Source organism: Rhizobium sp. GN54 (assembly GCF_021026345.1).
Lineage (GTDB): Bacteria > Pseudomonadota > Alphaproteobacteria > Rhizobiales > Rhizobiaceae > Mycoplana.
In genome coordinates this window covers 693041-709816 of record NZ_JAJNCZ010000001.1, presented here as the reverse complement: position 1 = coordinate 709816, position 16776 = coordinate 693041, and the positions used below count along the sequence as shown (strand labels likewise).

Below are 16776 nucleotides of genomic sequence, written 5' to 3'. Positions count from 1 at the left end.
CCATAGTGCGCCACCGCCCGCCCGCCAATCACCGGACCGGGCCGGGTCCACAGTTATGAGTGAATGCCGGGAAAGGACCTGTTTGACGATTTGGATGGTCCGAACTAGATTTGTATTACAAACGGAGGCAAAAACGATGTCAGAACGGGAATTGTCCGATCCGATCACGATGCGTCTGCCCTTGGATGTGCTGGCCGAGATCGAGGAGATCGCCGCCGTCTGCGAACGCAGCCGCAGTTGGGTCGTCGTTCGGGCGCTCAAGTCCTATCTCGCTGCCGAGGGGCGGGAGATCGTTGCGCTGGCAAAAGCCCGCCGGGACATCGACGATGGACGCGGCAGCGACCTTGACGAGGCAATCGAAGAGCTGGATGCGATCATCAAGGGTGCGGCTGCTTGAAGGTCGTCCTGTCGCCGGACGCCAGGGACTATGTGAAGACGGAAGCTTCGTACCTCATGGCACGAAGCCCGCGCACGGCCCTTGAGTTTCGCGATAGCCTCAGGCGGCTGCAACAGGAGCTGGCGCGCTTTCCCCAATTGGGACATGCGCCGGATGATCTGCCTTTTCCGGGCGTCCGGCGATTCGTCCTCGGCTCGTATCTGTTCGACTACGAAATTCGTGCATCAACGATCGTCATTCTTGCCATACGGCACGGGCGGCAGCGACCGCCGGGTCTCCCAATTGACGATGACTTCGACTTCGAGAGCTGACGCCATGTTCGCGCCCCGGCGATGCAACTGGCTACCCGGCGGCTGTCGCGGCGACGTTCAGAACCGCACCGGCTCCAGCGGCGGGCGGGCGGCTTCGAAGGCGCGTAGGCGGGTCTCGGCCTCGCCGATATAGTCGCGGGCGTAGGGCACGGCGTCCTGGTGGCGGGCGAGCTGGAGCTGGATGATCGGCAGGCGGTCGTGGCGGAAGGCGGCCTCCATGGCGGCGAGATAGAACTCCCACATGCGGCAGAAGCGCTCGTCGTAGAGCCTGGCCGCGTCGTCCCAGCGGGCGACGAAGCGCTCGCGCCAGGCCTTCAGCGTCCAGGCATAGTGCATCGGCAGCATCTCGATGTCCTTGACGAGGAAACCGGCGCGCTCGATCGACGGCAGCACCTCCGACAGGGCCGGCAGGTAGCCGCCGGGAAAGATGTATTTCTCGATCCACGGATTGATGGCGCGGGCCGGCTTCACCCGTCCGATATAGTGCAGGACGAACACGCCCTCCTTCTTAAGAACCCGCGCCATCGTCTTGAAGAACCTGCCGTAATTGGCAAGGCCGACATGCTCGAACATGCCGACGGAAACGATGCGGTCGAACTCGCCCTTCAGGTCGACATAGTCGGTCAGCTCGAAGCGGACGCGATCGGACAGGCCGCGCCCGGCGACCCGTGCGCGCGAGACCGCAAGCTGTTCCTCGCTGAGCGTGATGCCGGTGACGTCGACGCCGGAGCTTTCGGCCATGTACATGCCGAGCCCGCCCCAGCCGGAGCCGACCTCCAGCACCCGCTGGCCCGGTTGAAGCAGGAGCTTTGCGGTGATGTGCCGCTTCTTGGCGGTCTGCGCCTCGTCCAGCGAGATGCCGCGCGGCTCGAAATAGGCACAGGAATACTGCCAGTCATGGTCGAGGAAGAGATCGAACAGCCGCGCGTCGAGATCGTAGTGATGGGCGACGTTGCGGCGGTTGTGGTTGACGGGCACGCGGGCGGAGACCTGATAGGCCAGCAGCCTCAGCACCGCCTTCGCCTTGAGGCCCGGCGTGGCGGCGCGGCGGATGCCGTTGCGGCGCAGAAGGGAAAGCAGTTCGAAGACGTCGCCCTCCTCCACGACCAGCCGCCCGTCCATATAGGCCTCGCCGAGCTTCAGCGCCGGGTCGGCGGCGATCTCGCCCCCCACGGCGTCGTCGGCAAGGCGGATGCGCAAGGGGCGGCCGGTGCCGTCGCCATAGGTGACCACGCTCCCCGCCGCGTCGACGACCTGCAACTGGCCGGTCCTGATCACGCGGCCAAGCATTGCGGAAAAGTCGGAAGCCATCTGTCGTTCCCCTGCCCTCGGCATCGATGCGAAGGCGAGCCTAGCGATCTGCTGGCGCGACGCAAGCTGCACCGGAGCCGAGATAGGCGCAACGTGCGGTTTCCCCGTAACAGTTCCTCAATTCTTGCTGCCTATCCTGCCCTTCTTGATGCAACGCGGGGCTTGCGGATGCGAAGATCCATGCTGATGGCGGCAGCAGCGGCGGCCGCCCTGTCGACGTCGGCGCCTGCGGAGGCCGCCGGCACGATCAATCTCCTGATCTGGCAGGCCTATATCGATCCGTCGATCCTGTCGGACTGGACGGCGCGGACGGGCATCGACGTCCACCAGACCTATTACGACAGCGGCGACGCGCGCGACGAGGTTCTGTCCAATCCCAGCAGCGACATCGATCTCGTCGTCACCGGCGAGAACGGCGCCAAACTCTTCGGCGACCGCGGCATCCTGAAGGCACTCTCGCCCGACACGCTTCCCTCGCTCAGCGAGTACGACGAAAGCTGGACCAGGCGCTGCGGCGGCTACGGCGTGCCCTATCTCTGGGGAACCATGGGCGTCCTCTACCGGTCGGACGCCGTCGCCACGGCGCCGACCTCCTGGGCCGATCTGATGAAGCCCGGCGAACCGCTGCGGCGCCACATCGCCATGTTCGACGACCACAACGAGGCCTTCGTGCCGGCGCTGATCCTGCTCGGCAAGTCGATCAATGCGAACGACGAGCCGACGCTGCGGGAGGCCTTCCAGACGATGAAGGCGCAGGCGCCCTACGTGCTCACCTACGACTACGTCATCACCTCGATCCAGAACCCGGATGTCGGCCCCGGCGTGCACATGGCGCTCGGCTACAGCGGCGACCAGCACGTCCTGAACGAAATGACGGGCAAGGAGCGGCTGTGGCGCTATGCCGTGCCGTCCGAGGGGACGCTCTTCTGGCTCGACTGCATGGCGATCAGCACCCGCTCCAAGCATAGCGAGGCAGCAACGGATCTCCTGAACCACATCGCCGGCGCCCAAAGTGCGGCGCGCAACGCCATCGCCCTCAAGATGCCGACCGCGAACCGGGCGGCTCTCGACCTCATCCCCGCCGACATGCGGGAGAACGCCGAAATCTACACCGCACCCGAAATCCTGGCGAAGAGCCAGTATCAGGAGGAACTGAGCGTTTCCTCGGTGCAATCCCGCCGTCGCATCATCAGCAGCCTGGTCCAGTTCCGTGACACTCGGTAAGCGCGCCTTCCTTCTCATCTTCCCGGTCGTCCTCGCAGGCTATGTCGTCGCCGCCACCCTGCTCTACATGAGCCAGAGCGACTCCATCCGGGCGCTCGAACGAGCGCGCCTGTGGCAGCAGCTGGGCCTGCTCGACGCGGTGTTCCAGAACGACGTGACGCAGAACAGGAGCCTGATCTATTCGCTGGTCGAAGGGACGGCGGTGCGGCTGTTCGTCAACGAACCGGATGCCAGCTACCGCTCGAACGCCATCGGCGTGATGATGCAGCAGAGCATCAGATCGCTGTCGGAGGATCCGACCCGCTTCGTCTCGCTGACCGTCATCCGCCCGCCGCTGTCGATCGACTACTACTACGAGAACAGCGACGATCCGTTCGCGGAAATTCCGAAGGTGCAGGTCGAGCATGCGCGGCGGCTGTTTGAAAGCCCCAAGCTCTCCGACTGGACCTATCTGAAGCCGGAGGGTGCCGAGCCGCTGATCGTCCATTCGGAATTTCTCGACCAGCACACCTTCAACCGCCCGGTCTCCAGCGCCAAGGCCAGCTCGATCCTGATCCAGACGGCCGTGCGTCCTCGCCAGTTCCTCGAAATGAAGGCGAAGCTCGAGCAGGAGTACGGTGCCGAGGTCGAGATCTCGACGCATCCCCTGACGGCAGCGGGGGCCGTGTCCGCCACCGCCAGGCTCGGCCCGGCGCTCTATGCGCGCCTGACGCCGCAGCAGGGCCATGTCGAGGACAAGCTGACGAACCTGAAGGCGTTGCTCGCGGTCGGCGCCATCGGCCTCAGCCTCTTCACCATCGGCCTCGTATTGCTGCTGGTGCGCCGGTTCATCACCAATCCGATCGCGCGCCTCGACCGGCAGTTGACCGACGTCATGTCCGGCCAGCGCAGCGAGCTGATGCCGGTCGAGGAGCTCGGCGAGATCGGCCGGCTTTCGATGAACATGAAGCAGCTTCACGACGATGCGGTCGAATCCTTCGGGCTGGTGCGGACGGCATCCTGGACCGACACGCTGACCGGCATCTCCAACCGGGCGCATTTCAATGCCCGCTCCACCGAGATCCTGGAGGTGGCGCGCGCCTCCAGCGCCGGCTGCACGCTGCTCTTCATCGACGTCGACAACTTCAAGTTCGTCAACGACAAATATGGTCACAAGGTCGGCGACGAGCTGCTGACGACGCTCGCAGCGAGGCTGGAGATGCGCGTCAAGGCGGTGACGGAGCGCCGCGTGCTGCCGGATGCGCTGGTGGCGCGTCTGTCCGGCGACGAGTTCGCGATCATGGTGCAGTCGCATCCGGGCGACGGCACCGTCAGCGAGATATCCGAGGCGATCGTGCGGCTGTTCGACGGCGGCTTCGAGGTGCTCGAACAGTCCTATCCGGTCACCGCCAGCATCGGGATCGCAGTGTTCCCGGAGGATGCGGCCGATCTGCCGGAACTGCTCGCCAATGCGGATGCGGCCATGTACCAGGCCAAGGCGCAGGGCAAGAACGGCTCGGCGCGCTATTCGCGCTCGCTGCACGAGACGCGGACGCGGCAGCGGCTGATCGAGGAAGAACTGCGAGCGATGAACCCGGACGACGAGATGCACCTCGTCTTCATGCCGATCGTCGACGGCCGCGGCAAGGTGACGGCCTGCGAGGCGCTGTTGCGCTGGACGTCGCCCCTGCTCGGCAGGGTCACGCCGGACGAGTTCATCCCGATCGCGGAAACCACCGGCCTGTTCAGCAAGATCGATTCCTGGGTCATCGACACGGCGATGGCCAATTGCCACCGGATCAAGCAGCTGTTCGGTGCGGAGACCATCCTCTGCATCAACATCTCCTCGGCGGAGCTCTATAACCGGTCGATCGCCGATCGGTTCAGCGACGCGCTGGCAAGGCACACGCTCGAGGCGCGCTCGATCGAGATCGAGCTGACCGAGACCTTCGCCGTCAAGCTCGGCGACCAGTCGCAGCGCAACATCGATATGCTCCGGTCGAAAGGCTTCCGCATCTCCATCGACGACTTCGGCGCCGGCTACACCTCGGTCCAGCAGATCATCGATTATCCGGCCGAGACGATCAAACTCGACCGGGCGCTCGTCGAGAGCCTGACGAATGCGGCAGCGCTGCCGACGCTGCGCGCGCTGATCGCGCTCTGCCACGCGCAGGACATGCAGGTGGTGGCCGAGGGCGTCGACACGACGGACAAGATGTCGCTGCTGGCGGCTGCGGGCTGCGACCTCTACCAGGGCTACCTGATCAGCGAGCCGCGCACCGTCGACGATCTCGGCATCTGGGCGATGCAGCGGCTGCTCGAACAGGCGCGTGAGAATGCCGGCGCGAAGGCGCCCGCAAAGGGACGCAAGTCTAGCCGGGCATGAGGCGGCCGATTTCGGGCCACCTGCCGCAATTTCGCCGATTCGCGCTGCACGTCATGCGTGTTTCATAGATCACGAAAGACGAGTGATGTTCCGAAATGTCCTTCTGTACCTCGGCGGCTGCGGCCTCCTCGTGTGGTCCTTCAATTCGAACCTGATTGCGGACATGCCGGAGGGCGAGACGCGGCTCATCGCCCATCGTGGCGTCCACCAGATCTTTTCCCCGGGCGGTATCGACAACGACACCTGCACCGCGACACGGATCCTGCCGCCGGAAAATCCCTATCTGGAAAACACCATCGACAGCATGCGGGCCGCATTCGACGCCGGCGCCGACGTCGTCGAACTCGACGTGCACCTCACGCCGGACAAGAAATTCGCCGTCTTCCACGACTGGACGCTGGACTGCCGAACGGACGGCAGGGGCGTCACCGAAGAGACCTCGATGGCGGTGCTCAAGGGGCTCGACATCGGCTATGGCTACACTGCCGACGGCGGCAAGACCTTCCCCTTCCGCGGCAAGGGCGTCGGGCTGATGCCGACGCTCGACGATGTGCTTGAGGCGTTTCCGGATGGCCGGTTCATCGTCAATTTCAAGAGCCGACGGGCAGAGGAAGGCGAGGCACTCGCCGCGCTCCTGCAGGCGCGGCCGGACTGGCGACCGGCGATCTGGGCCGTCTATGGCGGCGGCGAGCCGACCGAGGCGGCGTTGGCGCAGATCGACGGCCTGTCGGGATTTACCGCCGCATCGGCCAAATCCTGCCTGCTCGGCTATCTCGCCACCGGCTGGATCGGTTTCGTCCCCGAAAGTTGCCGCGACACGATCGTGCCGGTGCCGCAGAACTATGCCTGGCTGTTGTGGGGCTGGCCGAACCGGTTCGTGCAGCGCATGCAGGAGGCCGGCAGCGAGGTGGTGGTGTTCGGCCCCTATGGTGGCGACGCCAATGCCGGCGTCGACTGGCCGGAGGACGTGGCGGCCCTGCCCTCCCCCTTTCCCGGTTACATCTGGACGAACCGGATCGTCGAGACGGCGCCACTCCTGCGTCCGCAGCAGCAGTGACGCCGTCCGCCGTCACTGCGGGAATTCGAGGCCCATCTCGCGGAAGCGCGCCGGGTCGTCGCCCCAGTTCTCGCGGACCTTGACGAACAGGAAGAGGTGCACCGGCTGCTCGAGGATCTCCGACAGCTCCTTGCGCGAGGCCATGGAGATCGCCTTGATCGCCTCGCCGTTCTTGCCGAGCGCGATCTTCTTCTGGCTGTCGCGCTCGACATAGATCACCTGCTCGATCCTGACCGAGCCGTCCTTGCGCTCCTCCCATTTCTCCGTCTCCACGTGGGAGGAATAGGGAAGCTCCTGGTGCAGGCGCAGGAACAGTTTCTCGCGGGTGATCTCGGCTGCGAGCTGGCGCATCGGCAGGTCGGAGATCTGGTCTTCCGGATAGTACCACGGGCCTTCCGGCAGGGCCTTGGCCAGATAGTCCATGACGTCGTCGCAGCCCGAGCCGTTCAGCGCCGAGACCATGAAGGTGCGATCGAAGGCGACGGCGTCGTTGGTGGCCTTGGCCAGCGTCAGGAGGTTTTCCGGCGAAACCTGGTCGACCTTGTTCAGGACCAGGATCTTCGGCTGCCTGACCTCCTTCAGTCCCTCCAGGATCGTCTCCGCATCACCCTTCAGGCCGCGCTCACTGTCGATCAGGAACATGATGAAATCGGCGTCCTTCGCCCCGCCCCAGGCGGTCGTGACCATGGCGCGGTCGAGCCGGCGGCGCGGCTTGAAGATGCCGGGCGTATCCATGAAGACGATCTGGGCATTGTCGTGGATGGCGATGCCGCGCACGATCGCCCGGGTCGTCTGCACCTTGTGGCTGACGATCGAGACCTTGGCGCCGACGAGCCGGTTGACCAGCGTCGACTTGCCGGCATTGGTGGCGCCGATCAGGGCGACGAAGCCGGAACGGGTCGGTACACTGCCCTCGGTGGCCTCGGTTTCTTGTTCTGTCATGACAAATCCGTCTCTCTGGCTGCTCGCGCCGCACCTCATGATGCGCACAGGTCGCGGCCGCACTCAATCGTTTCCAATGGCATTCGGCCGGCGGACGCCCCTGCCCCGGCCGCGGTTCAGTCTTCCGGCTTCTGCCAGATACCTTCCCGCTCCAGCACTTTCGTCGCCGCGGCCTGCTCGGCCGCCCGCTTGGAGCGCTCGGAGCCGGTCGCGGGTGCCGCGCCGGCAATCTCGACCGTCACGGTGAAGCGCGGATCGTGATCGGGGCCGGTGCGTTCGTCGATGCGGTAGACCGGCGTGGTCGAAAACTTCGCGTGCGCCCATTCCTGCAGTTCGGTCTTGGCGTCGCGCCGGCCGCCGTGCTCGCTTCTGGCCCGGTCCTGCCAGTTGCGCAGGATGAAGCCGCGCGCCGCCTCCAGCCCGCCGTCGAGATAGATCGCCGCGATCAGCGCCTCGACCACGTCGGCGCGCACGTTCATCATCGGCTTGGCGGTCAGCTTCTTCACGTCGGCGCCGGTGCGGATGAACTGGTGCAGGCCGAGATCGTCGGAGACTTTCGCGCAGGTCTCGGCGCTGACGAGATGGTTGAGCCGCACCGACAGTTCGCCCTCGCTCGCCTCGCGGAAGGTCTGGAACAGCATTTCCGCCACGCACAGGCCGAGGACGCGGTCGCCGAGGAACTCGAGCCGCTCGTAGTTGCTGCCCTTGGCGGGCCGGGCGCTCGCATGGGTGATCGCCCGGTCGAGCCGGTCCTTGGCTGCGAAGGCGTAACCGATCGCGGCCTCGAGACGGCCGCGATTCTCCTCGTTCAGCGGCTTGGCCGATTTCATTCGACGACCTTGAACAGGCGATCCCAGCGCAGGTTGGTCGGCCACTTCCAGATCTCGCGGAAGGCGGTGTCGTTGCCGAGCGAGAAGAAGATCAGGCTGGCGCGGCCGATCAGGTTCTCGGCCGGGACGAAGCCGACGTCGAAGCGGCTGTCGGCCGAGTTGTCACGGTTGTCGCCCATCATGAAGTAGTGGCCCTCGGGCACGATGAACTCGCGGGTGTTGTCGCCGATCGTGCCGATGCGGGTATCGAGCGTATCGAAGGAGACGTCGTTGTCCAGCGTCTCGCGGAAGACCGGGATGTTCTCGCCGTTGTCATATTGGCCGTCGGCGCGGAAGAAGCCGGCCGGCTGGCGCGGCACGGCCTTGTCGTTGATGTAGAGGACGCTGTCGCGCACCTGCACGCGGTCGCCGGGAAGGCCGATCACGCGCTTGATGTAGTCGATGTCCGGGTTCGGCGGGAAGCGGAAGACGACGATGTCGCCGCGTTCCGGGTCGCTTCCGAAGATGCGCCCGGAGAAGAGATCGGGCGAGAACGGCAGCGAATACTTCGAATAGCCGTAGGAAAACTTGTTGACGAACAGGTAGTCGCCGACGAGCAGCGTCGGCATCATCGATCCCGACGGAATGGTGAAGGGCTGGAAAAGGACGGTGCGGATGACCACCGCGAGCAGGAGCGCCTGGATGATGACCTTGACGTTTTCCCACAGGCCGCTCTCGGCCTTCTTAGTCTTCTCTGTCACGCCTGATTTGTCCTCTTGTGCAACCATGCCGCCCTCTTAAACCAAGTCCTGCCGAATTGAAATGCGACCGGCGAAAATGCCGCCTGCCCGTTGCCGGCGCCCGATCACGGTGCCGTGACAGGCAGTGCCTCGATGATGACGAAGGCCTGCGCCAGCGGGAAATCGTCGGTGATGGTGATGTGGATATGGGCCTCGTGGCCGGGCGGCGTCATCGCCTTCAGCCGCTCCCCGGCCCCGCCGGTGAGCTTCATCGTCGGCTTGCCGCCGGGAAGGTTGACGACGCCCATGTCCTTCCAGAACACCCCCTGCGCCAGCCCCGTCCCCAGCGCCTTGGAGCAGGCCTCCTTGGCGGCGAAGCGCTTGGCATAGGAGGCGGCGCGGTTCTTGCGGGCATCGGACTTCCTTCGCTCGATCTCGGTGAAGCAGCGATGGGTGAAACGTTCGCCGAAGCGTTCGAGCGACTTTTCCACGCGGCGGATGTCGATCAGGTCGCTGCCGATGCCGATGATCATGCTCTTCTTCCTGTTTCGGTGCGGGGTTGCATTGCCGGGCGCATCACTTCCACGAAGCCGGCGGCAGGCCCGCCTCCGGCTCGCGGCCCGGCACCCTCTGGAGACGGCGCCTGCGGAAGGCCCGGACGGCGACCCGCGTGACGAGATAGGCGGCGGCGGCCAGCGGCACCCCGAGCACGAGCGAGCCCACGAGCATCGGCTTGAGGACCGGCACCCAGAGGTCTGCGAAAGTCAGATGGTCGAGCAGGTGCGCAAGGTCGACGAGGCCGCCGCTGTGTTCCGGGGCGACCCCGAGCACGAGTTCGCCCGTCCGGAACGTTCCGGCCCAGATGAACGGTAGGGTCAAAGGATTGGCGACGGCGGTCGCAAGGGCCGCGGCAACGATATTGCCGGACAGGAGGTAGGAGACGGCGACCGCCATGACGACATGGAGCCCCAGAAACGGCGTCAATGCCGACAACATGCCGACGGCAACGCCCGTCGCCACGGAATGCGGAGAGGAGGACAGCCTCAGGATCCGTTTTCCGAGATAGCGGAACGGGCGGCTGAGGCCCTTTCTGGGCCAGAACAGATCTCGGACCCGGTCGCGCCAGGTTGCCGGCTTGCGGCGTCTAAACAGCATGGTCCAGACATAGCCGATCGATTGGTGGCATTTCAATGACCGCGACGCGAAACCGCACGCGGCCAGGGGGTGGCGCAATCAGGTCGTTGCGCCACGGAGCGGCATGGCCTTAGTAGTACTTGCGGAAGAGGCCGCGGTCGATCTGGCGCTGGCGGTATTCGAGATCGATGCGGTCGATCGCACCGTTCAGATAGGCCGTCTCGCGTTCGGCGGCATTCGGTACGCGCAGGGCGCGGGTGAAATTTCTGATCTGCTTCAACATCGGTAAAACCCTTGTTCGGTTCGACCTCCCGAGTACAAAGATAGTAAAAGCAGCAAAAACCACCAGCGCCAGGAATAGACCTCAGCCATGCTACAGGCGCATATCTTGCGCTAACATTTAGGCAATCGTGCATGTTTCGCAGGCAGGCGCAGTGCCGATTGCACGGAAAACAGCTGAAAATCCGGCACGCCGCGTCCGGACCGGCAAACAGGAGGAAGCGCCGGCGCGCACTGCAGCGGTACCCCTGCACGCAAATGACGACCTGCCATGCGCTGAGCGGGAAGCAGAACCGATGCGCCTCCTGACGCAGCGGATACTATAGTCCAGCGCCGCTCCCCCGGCATTGACGCATCTCAACGCGACAGGCCGGTGGCAGCCTGCGCCGGCGGAAGCGGCCTCAGGCGAAGACGCGGCTGACGGTCGAGACGCAGGGAAGTTCCTTGAGCTGGCTGATGATCTGGTTCAGCTGGCGAAGGTCCCAGACTTCGAGGTCCATCTGCACCTCGGTGAAATCGGCTGCGATCCGGTTCATCGTCAGCGAGCGGATGTTCACGTCGCCGGTCGCCAGCACCTGCGTCACCTCGGCCAGCGAACCCGGCTCGTTCAGCTCGTTGAGGACGATGCGGGCCATGAAGCGGGTGTTGTTGGCCTCGTCGAGATCCCAGCGGACGTCGATCCAGCGCTCGGGCTCGTCGTCGAACCTCTGCAGCGCCGGCGACTGGATCGGGTAGATGGTGATCCCCTTGTCCTTCTCCATGATGCCGATGATCCGGTCCCCGGGCACGGCGCCGCCGGCGGAGAAATGCACCTCGGCGTTGCCGGAGAGGCCGCGGATCGGCAGCGCCTCGGGGCCTGCCGTGGCCATCGCCGCGTCGAGCTGGGCCTTCGACTTGCCGGGCAGCTTGAACACCATGCCCGAGGCACTGCGCATGGGGAACCAGCCCTCCTCCTGGCTCGGCTTGACGGTGACGCGCTCGTCCTGGTGGTCGGGATAGACCGCCCGCAGCACGTCCAGCGAGGAAAGCTCGCCGCGGCCGACGGCGGCGATCGCATCCTCGACGTCCTTCTGGCCGAGCCGGTGCAGGACGGGCTTCAGCGCATCGCGCGAGAACGGCTTGCCGGCGCGGTCGAAGGTGCGCTCGATGATGCGGTAGCCGAGGCCGGCATATTGCTTGCGGACGGCGGCGCGCGTGGCGCGGCGGATGGCGGCGCGCGCCTTGCCGGTCACCACGATCTCTTCCCAAGCCGGTGGCGGCACCTGGATGCCGGAGCGGATGATCTCCACCTCGTCGCCATTGTTCAGCCGCGTCACCAGCGGCATGATCCGGCCGTTGATCTTGGCGCCGACGCAGGTGTCGCCGATGTTGGTGTGGACGGCATAGGCGAAGTCGATCGGCGTCGCCCCGCGCGGCAGCGCGATCAGCTGGCCCTTCGGGGTGAAGCAGAAGACCTGGTCCTGGAACAGCTCCAGCTTGGTATGCTCCAGAAATTCTTCCGGATTGTCGCCTTCGGCCAGCGATTCGATCGTGCGGCGCAGGAGCGCATAGGCATTGGACGGCGGCTTCTCGCCGTTCGCCACCGCCTCCGGATCCTTGTAGAGCGCATGCGCGGCGATGCCGTATTCGGCGATCTCGTGCATGCGCCTTGTGCGGATTTGCAGCTCGATGCGCTGGCGCGAGGGGCCGATGATCGTGGTGTGGAGCGACTGGTAGTCGTTCTGCTTCGGCGTCGAGACATAGTCCTTGAAGCGGCCGGGGACGACGCGCCAGCGGGTGTGGACGATGCCGAGCGCGCGGTAGCAGGAGGGCACGTCGTCGACGAGGATGCGGAAGGCATAGACGTCGGAGAGCTGCTCGAACGACAGCGATTTCGACTGCATCTTGCGAAACACCGAATAGGGCTTCTTCTGGCGGCCCTTGACGATCGCCGTCGGAAGGCCGTTTGCGACCAAGAGGTCGCCGAGCTCGGCCTCGATCTTGCGGATCAGCCCCTCGTTGCGCTGGGACATTTCGGCAAGCTTGCGCGTCACCGTGTCGTAGGCTTCGGGGTTGATGTGGCGGAAGGCGAGGTCTTCCAGTTCCTCGCGCATGTCCTGCATGCCCATGCGGCCGGCGAGCGGCGCATAGATGTCCATCGTCTCCTCGGAGATGCGCGCCTTCTTCTCCTGCGACATGTGATCGAGGGTGCGCATATTGTGCAGGCGGTCGGCGAGCTTGACGAGCAGGACGCGCACGTCGTCGGAGATCGCCAAAAGCAGCTTGCGCAGGTTTTCGGCCTGCTTGGCCTTCTTGGAGACGAGGTCGAGCTTCTTGATCTTGGTCAGACCCTCGACGAGACGGCCGATATCCTCCCCGAAGATCTCGTCGATCTCGGCGCGCGTCGCCGTCGTGTCTTCAATCGTGTCGTGCAGGAGCGCGACCGCGATGGTCGACTCGTCGAGCTTCATGTCGGTCAGGATCGCCGCCACTTCGAGCGGATGGGAGATGTAAGGGTCGCCGCTCGCCCGCTTCTGCTGGCCATGCTTCTGCATCGCATAGACGTAGGCCTTGTTCAGCAGGGCCTCGTTCGCATCGGGCTTGTATTTCTGAACCCGCTCGACGAGTTCATATTGGCGCATCATCCGGCTTGAGCTCCCTCTGCGCCTGGCGTCCGCGGACGGCAAGGAGCGCAGTCGCTTCCCCTGTCTTGCACATCGCCCAAAGAGCCGGTCCGTCGCTCTCCAAGTCCTGCACGGCAACGAAAAAGTGCGCCGATCATGAGGACGGCGCACTGCACATTTCACATATATGTAACGGCTAGGCCGTCATCAATAATCGTCGCTCTTCTCCGGCGGCACAAGGCCCTCGATGCCGGCGAGCAGTTCTTCTTCCGACATGCGGTCGAAGGTCACGACTTCCGGCTGGTCCTCGTCCTCCTCGGCGACCACGAAGCCGGTCTCTTCGGCCGTGGCGATCGAGGCGGCATCGGGTTCCGGCTCGTCCACCTCGACATGCTTCTGCAGCGAGTGGATGAGGTCTTCCTTCAGGTCGTCGGGCGACAGCGTCTCGTCAGCGATCTCGCGCAGCGCCACGACCGGGTTCTTGTCGTTGTCGCGGTCGACGGTGATCGATGCGCCCTGCGAGATGAGGCGGGCGCGGTGGCTTGCAAGGAGAACCAGCTCGAAGCGGTTGTCTACCTTGTCAATGCAATCTTCAACGGTGACACGGGCCATTGCCTGTCCTTTGCGGTCTTGGAAATTCTGGAGCTTGGATGCCCCGATACAATCAATGGCCGGCGAATTCAAGTTTTTCCTTGACCTTGCACCTTCGCTGGCCGAGGGCGACAAGGTCGCACGGGGACCGACGCGCAATTTCAGCGCATTCAACCTAAGTTTGCTTGGAAATTTCTAGGGTCTGCCCTAATTCCTGTATATCATCGCTTCGTAATGTTTGGGATGTGGATATTTGTGGCCACTTCCCGACTTGCGCAGATATTTCAAGCGCTTTCCAAGAAAAAGGATAGGAATGAATGTTTGACCCCCGCGAGAAGATCGCACTCTTTATCGACGGCGCAAATCTCTATGCCGCATCGCGCACACTCGGGTTCGACATCGACTACCGCAAGCTGCTGAAGGCCTTCCAGAAGCGTGGGTACCTGCTGCGCGCCTACTATTACACCGCCCTGATCGAGGACCAGGAATATTCCTCGATCCGCCCGCTGATCGACTGGCTGGACTATAACGGCTACAAGGTCGTGACCAAGCCGGCCAAGGAATTCACCGACTCCCTCGGGCGCCGCAAGATCAAGGGCAACATGGACATCGAGCTTGCGATCGACGCCATGGAGCAGTCCGAAACCGTCGATCACCTGGTGATCTTCTCCGGCGACGGCGACTTCACGACGCTGGTGGAAGCGCTGCAGCGCAGGGGCCGCAAGGTTTCGGTCGTCTCGACCATGTCGACGCAGCCGCCGATGATCGCCGACGACCTTCGCCGGCAGGCCGATTATTTCATCGACCTCGTTTCGCTGAAGGCCGAAATCGGTCGCGACCCGTCCGAACGCCCGCCGCGGCAGACCGAGCCGCATCCGGCGGAAGACGTGCAGACCTGAGCCTGGCGGCAGCAGATCGATAAAATGTGAAGCTTCCGGCTTATCCTTTTTCCATGAAAGGGTGCTATGCAGCCCTTCTGGACAGGAGAAACACCCGGAAAGATGCTGAGCGCCGTTCCAAGCCTCTATGCAGCCGCCTATCCGCCGGCGGACGTGCGACCGCTGCCCCGCAGCGCGCGTACCGACGCCGCAGCGGCGGCGATCGCTGCGCTTGCGCCGGTGCGCCCGGTGCCGTCGGTGTCGGACGGCGCCGACGATGGCCGCCAGGCGTTGGCCTTCCTGTACGGACCGAACGGGCAACCCGCAGCACCGCCGCCGGCACAGACCGGCAGTACTGCGTCGCAGTCTGCCAATGACGGCGACGCCTCCGCACGGCTTGCGATGGAGAGCACCCAGGTGACCGCGCTGCTGTCGTCGCTGATGGCGCCCGGCGCTGCGGCTGCGAAGCAGGCAGATGCGGGCGCGCAGCCGCAGGCGAATGCCGCCACTCCGGAACCGCTGATCAGCCAGTTCTACCGCCAGTTCTGACGCATTTCCGCCGTGAGGGCGATGTCTCCCGGGAGACGGGCCGGCTAGCCGCGGTCCTTCAGGAGCCTGCTCTTCTGGCGGTTCCAGTCGCGCTCCTTGGAGGTCTCGCGCTTGTCGTGCAGCTTCTTGCCCTTGGCCAACGCCAGTTCCAGCTTCGCCCGGCCGCGATCGTTGAAATAGATCTTCAGCGGCACCAGCGTCATGCCCTCGCGATTGACGGCATTCTGCAGCCGGTGCATCTCGCGCTTGGACAGGAGCAGCTTGCGGCGGCGGCGGGTCTCGTGGTTGAAGCGATTGGCCTGCAGATATTCCGGCAGGTAGGAATTGATCAGCCAGATCTCGCCGCCCTCGTCGGAGGCATAGGATTCGGCGATGTTGGCCTTGCCCTCGCGCAACGACTTGACCTCGGTGCCGGTCAGCACCAGACCGGCCTCGTAGGTATCCATGATCTCGTAGTTGAAGCGGGCCCTGCGGTTTTCCGCAACGACCTTCTTCACCGTCGAAGGCTTGGCCTTGAGCGCCATCACTTACCTCAGTTCAACAGGCCGGCGTGCCGCAGCGCCGCATCGATCGCCGCCTCGGTCGAGGGCTCCAGCGTCGACAGCAGCGGCGAGCGCACCTTGCGGTTCATGCCGCGCAGGCGGTGTAGGCCATACTTGGCGCCGCACAGGCCGGGTTCCAGGAAGATCGCCTTGTGCAGCGGCATCAGGCGGTCCTGGTATTCGAGTGCTTTCGCATAGTCGCCAGCCAGCGTCGCCATCTGGAATTCGGCGCAGAGACGCGGAGCGACGTTGGCGGTCACCGAAATGCAGCCGACGCCGCCATGGGCGTTGAAGCCGAGGGCGGTGGCGTCCTCGCCCGACAATTGCACGAACTCCCTGCCGCAGGCGATGCGCTGCTCGGACACGCGCTCGAGCTTGCCGGTCGCATCCTTGACGCCCATGATCGAGGGATGGGCCTTGTGAAGCGCGCCCATCGTCTCCGGCGTCATGTCGACCACGGAGCGGCCGGGAATGTTGTAGATCACGATCGGCAGCTTCACGGCTTCGGCGATCGCCGCATAGTGGGCAAAGAGGCCCTTCTGCGTCGGCTTGTTGTAATAGGGCGTGACGACCAGGATCGCGTCAGCGCCGGCCTTTTCGGCGTGCTGGGCAAGCTCGATCGCCTCGCGGGTGTTGTTCGAGCCCGCGCCGGCGATGACCGGCACCCGCTTGGCCGCGACCTCGATGCAGAGCTCGACCACCCGCTTGTGCTCGGCGTGCGAGAGCGTGGGCGATTCGCCGGTGGTGCCGACCGGGACCAGGCCGTGGCTGCCCTCTTTGATCTGCCACTCGACGTGTTCTGCGAAAGCGGCTTCATCCACCGCGCCGCTTTCGGCGAAGGGGGTAACGAGAGCGGGCATGGACCCCTTGAACATCGAGAACTCCTGAGGCCAGGGGGCGCGGCGACCCATCCTTTGGCCGTATTCCTTGATTAATGGTGCCGCACCATAATCATGTGGCGGTCGGGCGGCAAGCGGCGGATGCGGCGTTTTCCCACTCCCTCCGGAGGCGCGGACGGCCTCGCCTGCGGCGGAAAGCCGGGCG

The 16776-nt window shown here is 64.7% G+C and carries 18 protein-coding genes; 7 read left to right on the top strand and 11 right to left on the bottom strand.

Features of this window, described 5'->3' with window-relative positions; genetic code table 11:
• The first annotated feature begins 136 nt into the window (after positions 1-136).
• Complete coding sequence (locus LQK81_RS03385; RefSeq protein WP_230804407.1) at positions 137-397, top strand: CopG family ribbon-helix-helix protein; 261 nt, start codon at positions 137-139, stop codon at positions 395-397.
• Positions 394-708 (top strand): type II toxin-antitoxin system RelE/ParE family toxin, encoded by a 315-nt coding sequence (locus tag LQK81_RS03380; protein ID WP_230803383.1) that lies wholly within the window; start codon positions 394-396, stop codon positions 706-708. Before LQK81_RS03385 ends, LQK81_RS03380 begins: the two co-directional genes overlap by 4 nt.
• Positions 709-765: 57 nt before the next feature.
• On the opposite strand, the gene LQK81_RS03375 is transcribed toward LQK81_RS03380, so the two are convergent.
• The gene (locus LQK81_RS03375; protein WP_230803382.1) at positions 766-2019 is read right to left on the bottom strand and encodes an SAM-dependent methyltransferase; all 1254 of its coding nucleotides are present in this window, start codon (positions 2017-2019) and stop codon (positions 766-768) included.
• A gap of 168 nt (positions 2020-2187) precedes the next feature.
• On the opposite strand from LQK81_RS03375, the gene LQK81_RS03370 reads away from it, so the two are divergent.
• From LQK81_RS03370 to LQK81_RS03360, 3 genes are all read left to right on the top strand, one after another.
• Positions 2188-3243 carry a polyamine ABC transporter substrate-binding protein gene (locus LQK81_RS03370; protein ID WP_230803381.1) on the top strand — a complete coding sequence of 352 codons (1056 nt, stop codon included), beginning with the start codon at positions 2188-2190 and terminating at the stop codon, positions 3241-3243.
• Positions 3230-5608, top strand: coding sequence for a putative bifunctional diguanylate cyclase/phosphodiesterase (locus LQK81_RS26325; RefSeq protein WP_230803380.1), 2379 nt, complete (start codon positions 3230-3232; stop codon positions 5606-5608). Before LQK81_RS03370 ends, LQK81_RS26325 begins: the two co-directional genes overlap by 14 nt.
• 85 nt (positions 5609-5693) lie before the next feature.
• The gene (locus LQK81_RS03360; RefSeq protein ID WP_230803379.1) at positions 5694-6665 is read left to right on the top strand and encodes a glycerophosphodiester phosphodiesterase family protein; all 972 of its coding nucleotides are present in this window, start codon (positions 5694-5696) and stop codon (positions 6663-6665) included.
• A 12-nt stretch (positions 6666-6677) separates the two neighbouring features.
• Here the strand turns inward: LQK81_RS03360 and era are convergent, their stop codons facing one another.
• From era to rpoZ, 8 genes are all read right to left on the bottom strand, one after another.
• Positions 6678-7607: a GTPase Era gene (era, locus tag LQK81_RS03355; RefSeq protein ID WP_230803378.1), complete on the bottom strand. Its 930-nt coding sequence runs from the start codon at positions 7605-7607 to the stop codon at positions 6678-6680.
• A 116-nt stretch (positions 7608-7723) separates the two neighbouring features.
• Entirely contained in the window at positions 7724-8437 is a 714-nt protein-coding gene (gene rnc, locus LQK81_RS03350; RefSeq protein ID WP_230803377.1) for a ribonuclease III, read from the bottom strand.
• On the bottom strand, positions 8434-9204 hold the full coding sequence (gene lepB / locus LQK81_RS03345) for a signal peptidase I (protein ID WP_269064602.1): 771 nt from the start codon (positions 9202-9204) through the stop codon (positions 8434-8436). Before lepB ends, rnc begins: the two co-directional genes overlap by 4 nt.
• Positions 9205-9281: 77 nt before the next feature.
• Positions 9282-9689: a holo-ACP synthase gene (acpS, locus tag LQK81_RS03340; RefSeq protein WP_230803375.1), complete on the bottom strand. Its 408-nt coding sequence runs from the start codon at positions 9687-9689 to the stop codon at positions 9282-9284.
• A gap of 43 nt (positions 9690-9732) precedes the next feature.
• Complete coding sequence (locus tag LQK81_RS03335) at positions 9733-10311, bottom strand: DUF2062 domain-containing protein (protein ID WP_230803371.1); 579 nt, start codon at positions 10309-10311, stop codon at positions 9733-9735.
• Positions 10312-10420: 109 nt separating this feature from the next.
• A complete protein-coding gene (locus tag LQK81_RS03330) occupies positions 10421-10573 on the bottom strand; it encodes a DUF3563 family protein (RefSeq protein ID WP_230803369.1) in 153 nt (50 codons plus the stop codon).
• Positions 10574-10970: 397 nt separating this feature from the next.
• A complete protein-coding gene (locus tag LQK81_RS03325; protein ID WP_230803367.1) occupies positions 10971-13193 on the bottom strand; it encodes a RelA/SpoT family protein in 2223 nt (740 codons plus the stop codon).
• Between the two features lie 186 nt (positions 13194-13379).
• The gene (gene rpoZ, locus LQK81_RS03320; protein WP_230803365.1) at positions 13380-13784 is read right to left on the bottom strand and encodes a DNA-directed RNA polymerase subunit omega; all 405 of its coding nucleotides are present in this window, start codon (positions 13782-13784) and stop codon (positions 13380-13382) included.
• Between the two features lie 296 nt (positions 13785-14080).
• Between rpoZ and LQK81_RS03315 the strand changes: the two genes are divergently transcribed.
• A complete protein-coding gene (locus LQK81_RS03315; protein WP_183806955.1) occupies positions 14081-14662 on the top strand; it encodes a LabA-like NYN domain-containing protein in 582 nt (193 codons plus the stop codon).
• Positions 14663-14764: 102 nt separating this feature from the next.
• Complete coding sequence (locus LQK81_RS03310; protein WP_230803363.1) at positions 14765-15190, top strand: hypothetical protein; 426 nt, start codon at positions 14765-14767, stop codon at positions 15188-15190.
• 44 nt (positions 15191-15234) lie between these two features.
• Here the strand turns inward: LQK81_RS03310 and smpB are convergent, their stop codons facing one another.
• Positions 15235-15714 carry an SsrA-binding protein SmpB gene (gene smpB, locus LQK81_RS03305; RefSeq protein ID WP_230803361.1) on the bottom strand — a complete coding sequence of 160 codons (480 nt, stop codon included), beginning with the start codon at positions 15712-15714 and terminating at the stop codon, positions 15235-15237.
• Between the two features lie 8 nt (positions 15715-15722).
• On the bottom strand, positions 15723-16607 hold the full coding sequence (gene dapA, locus LQK81_RS03300) for a 4-hydroxy-tetrahydrodipicolinate synthase (RefSeq protein WP_230803351.1): 885 nt from the start codon (positions 16605-16607) through the stop codon (positions 15723-15725).
• Between the last annotated feature and the right edge of the window lie 169 nt (positions 16608-16776).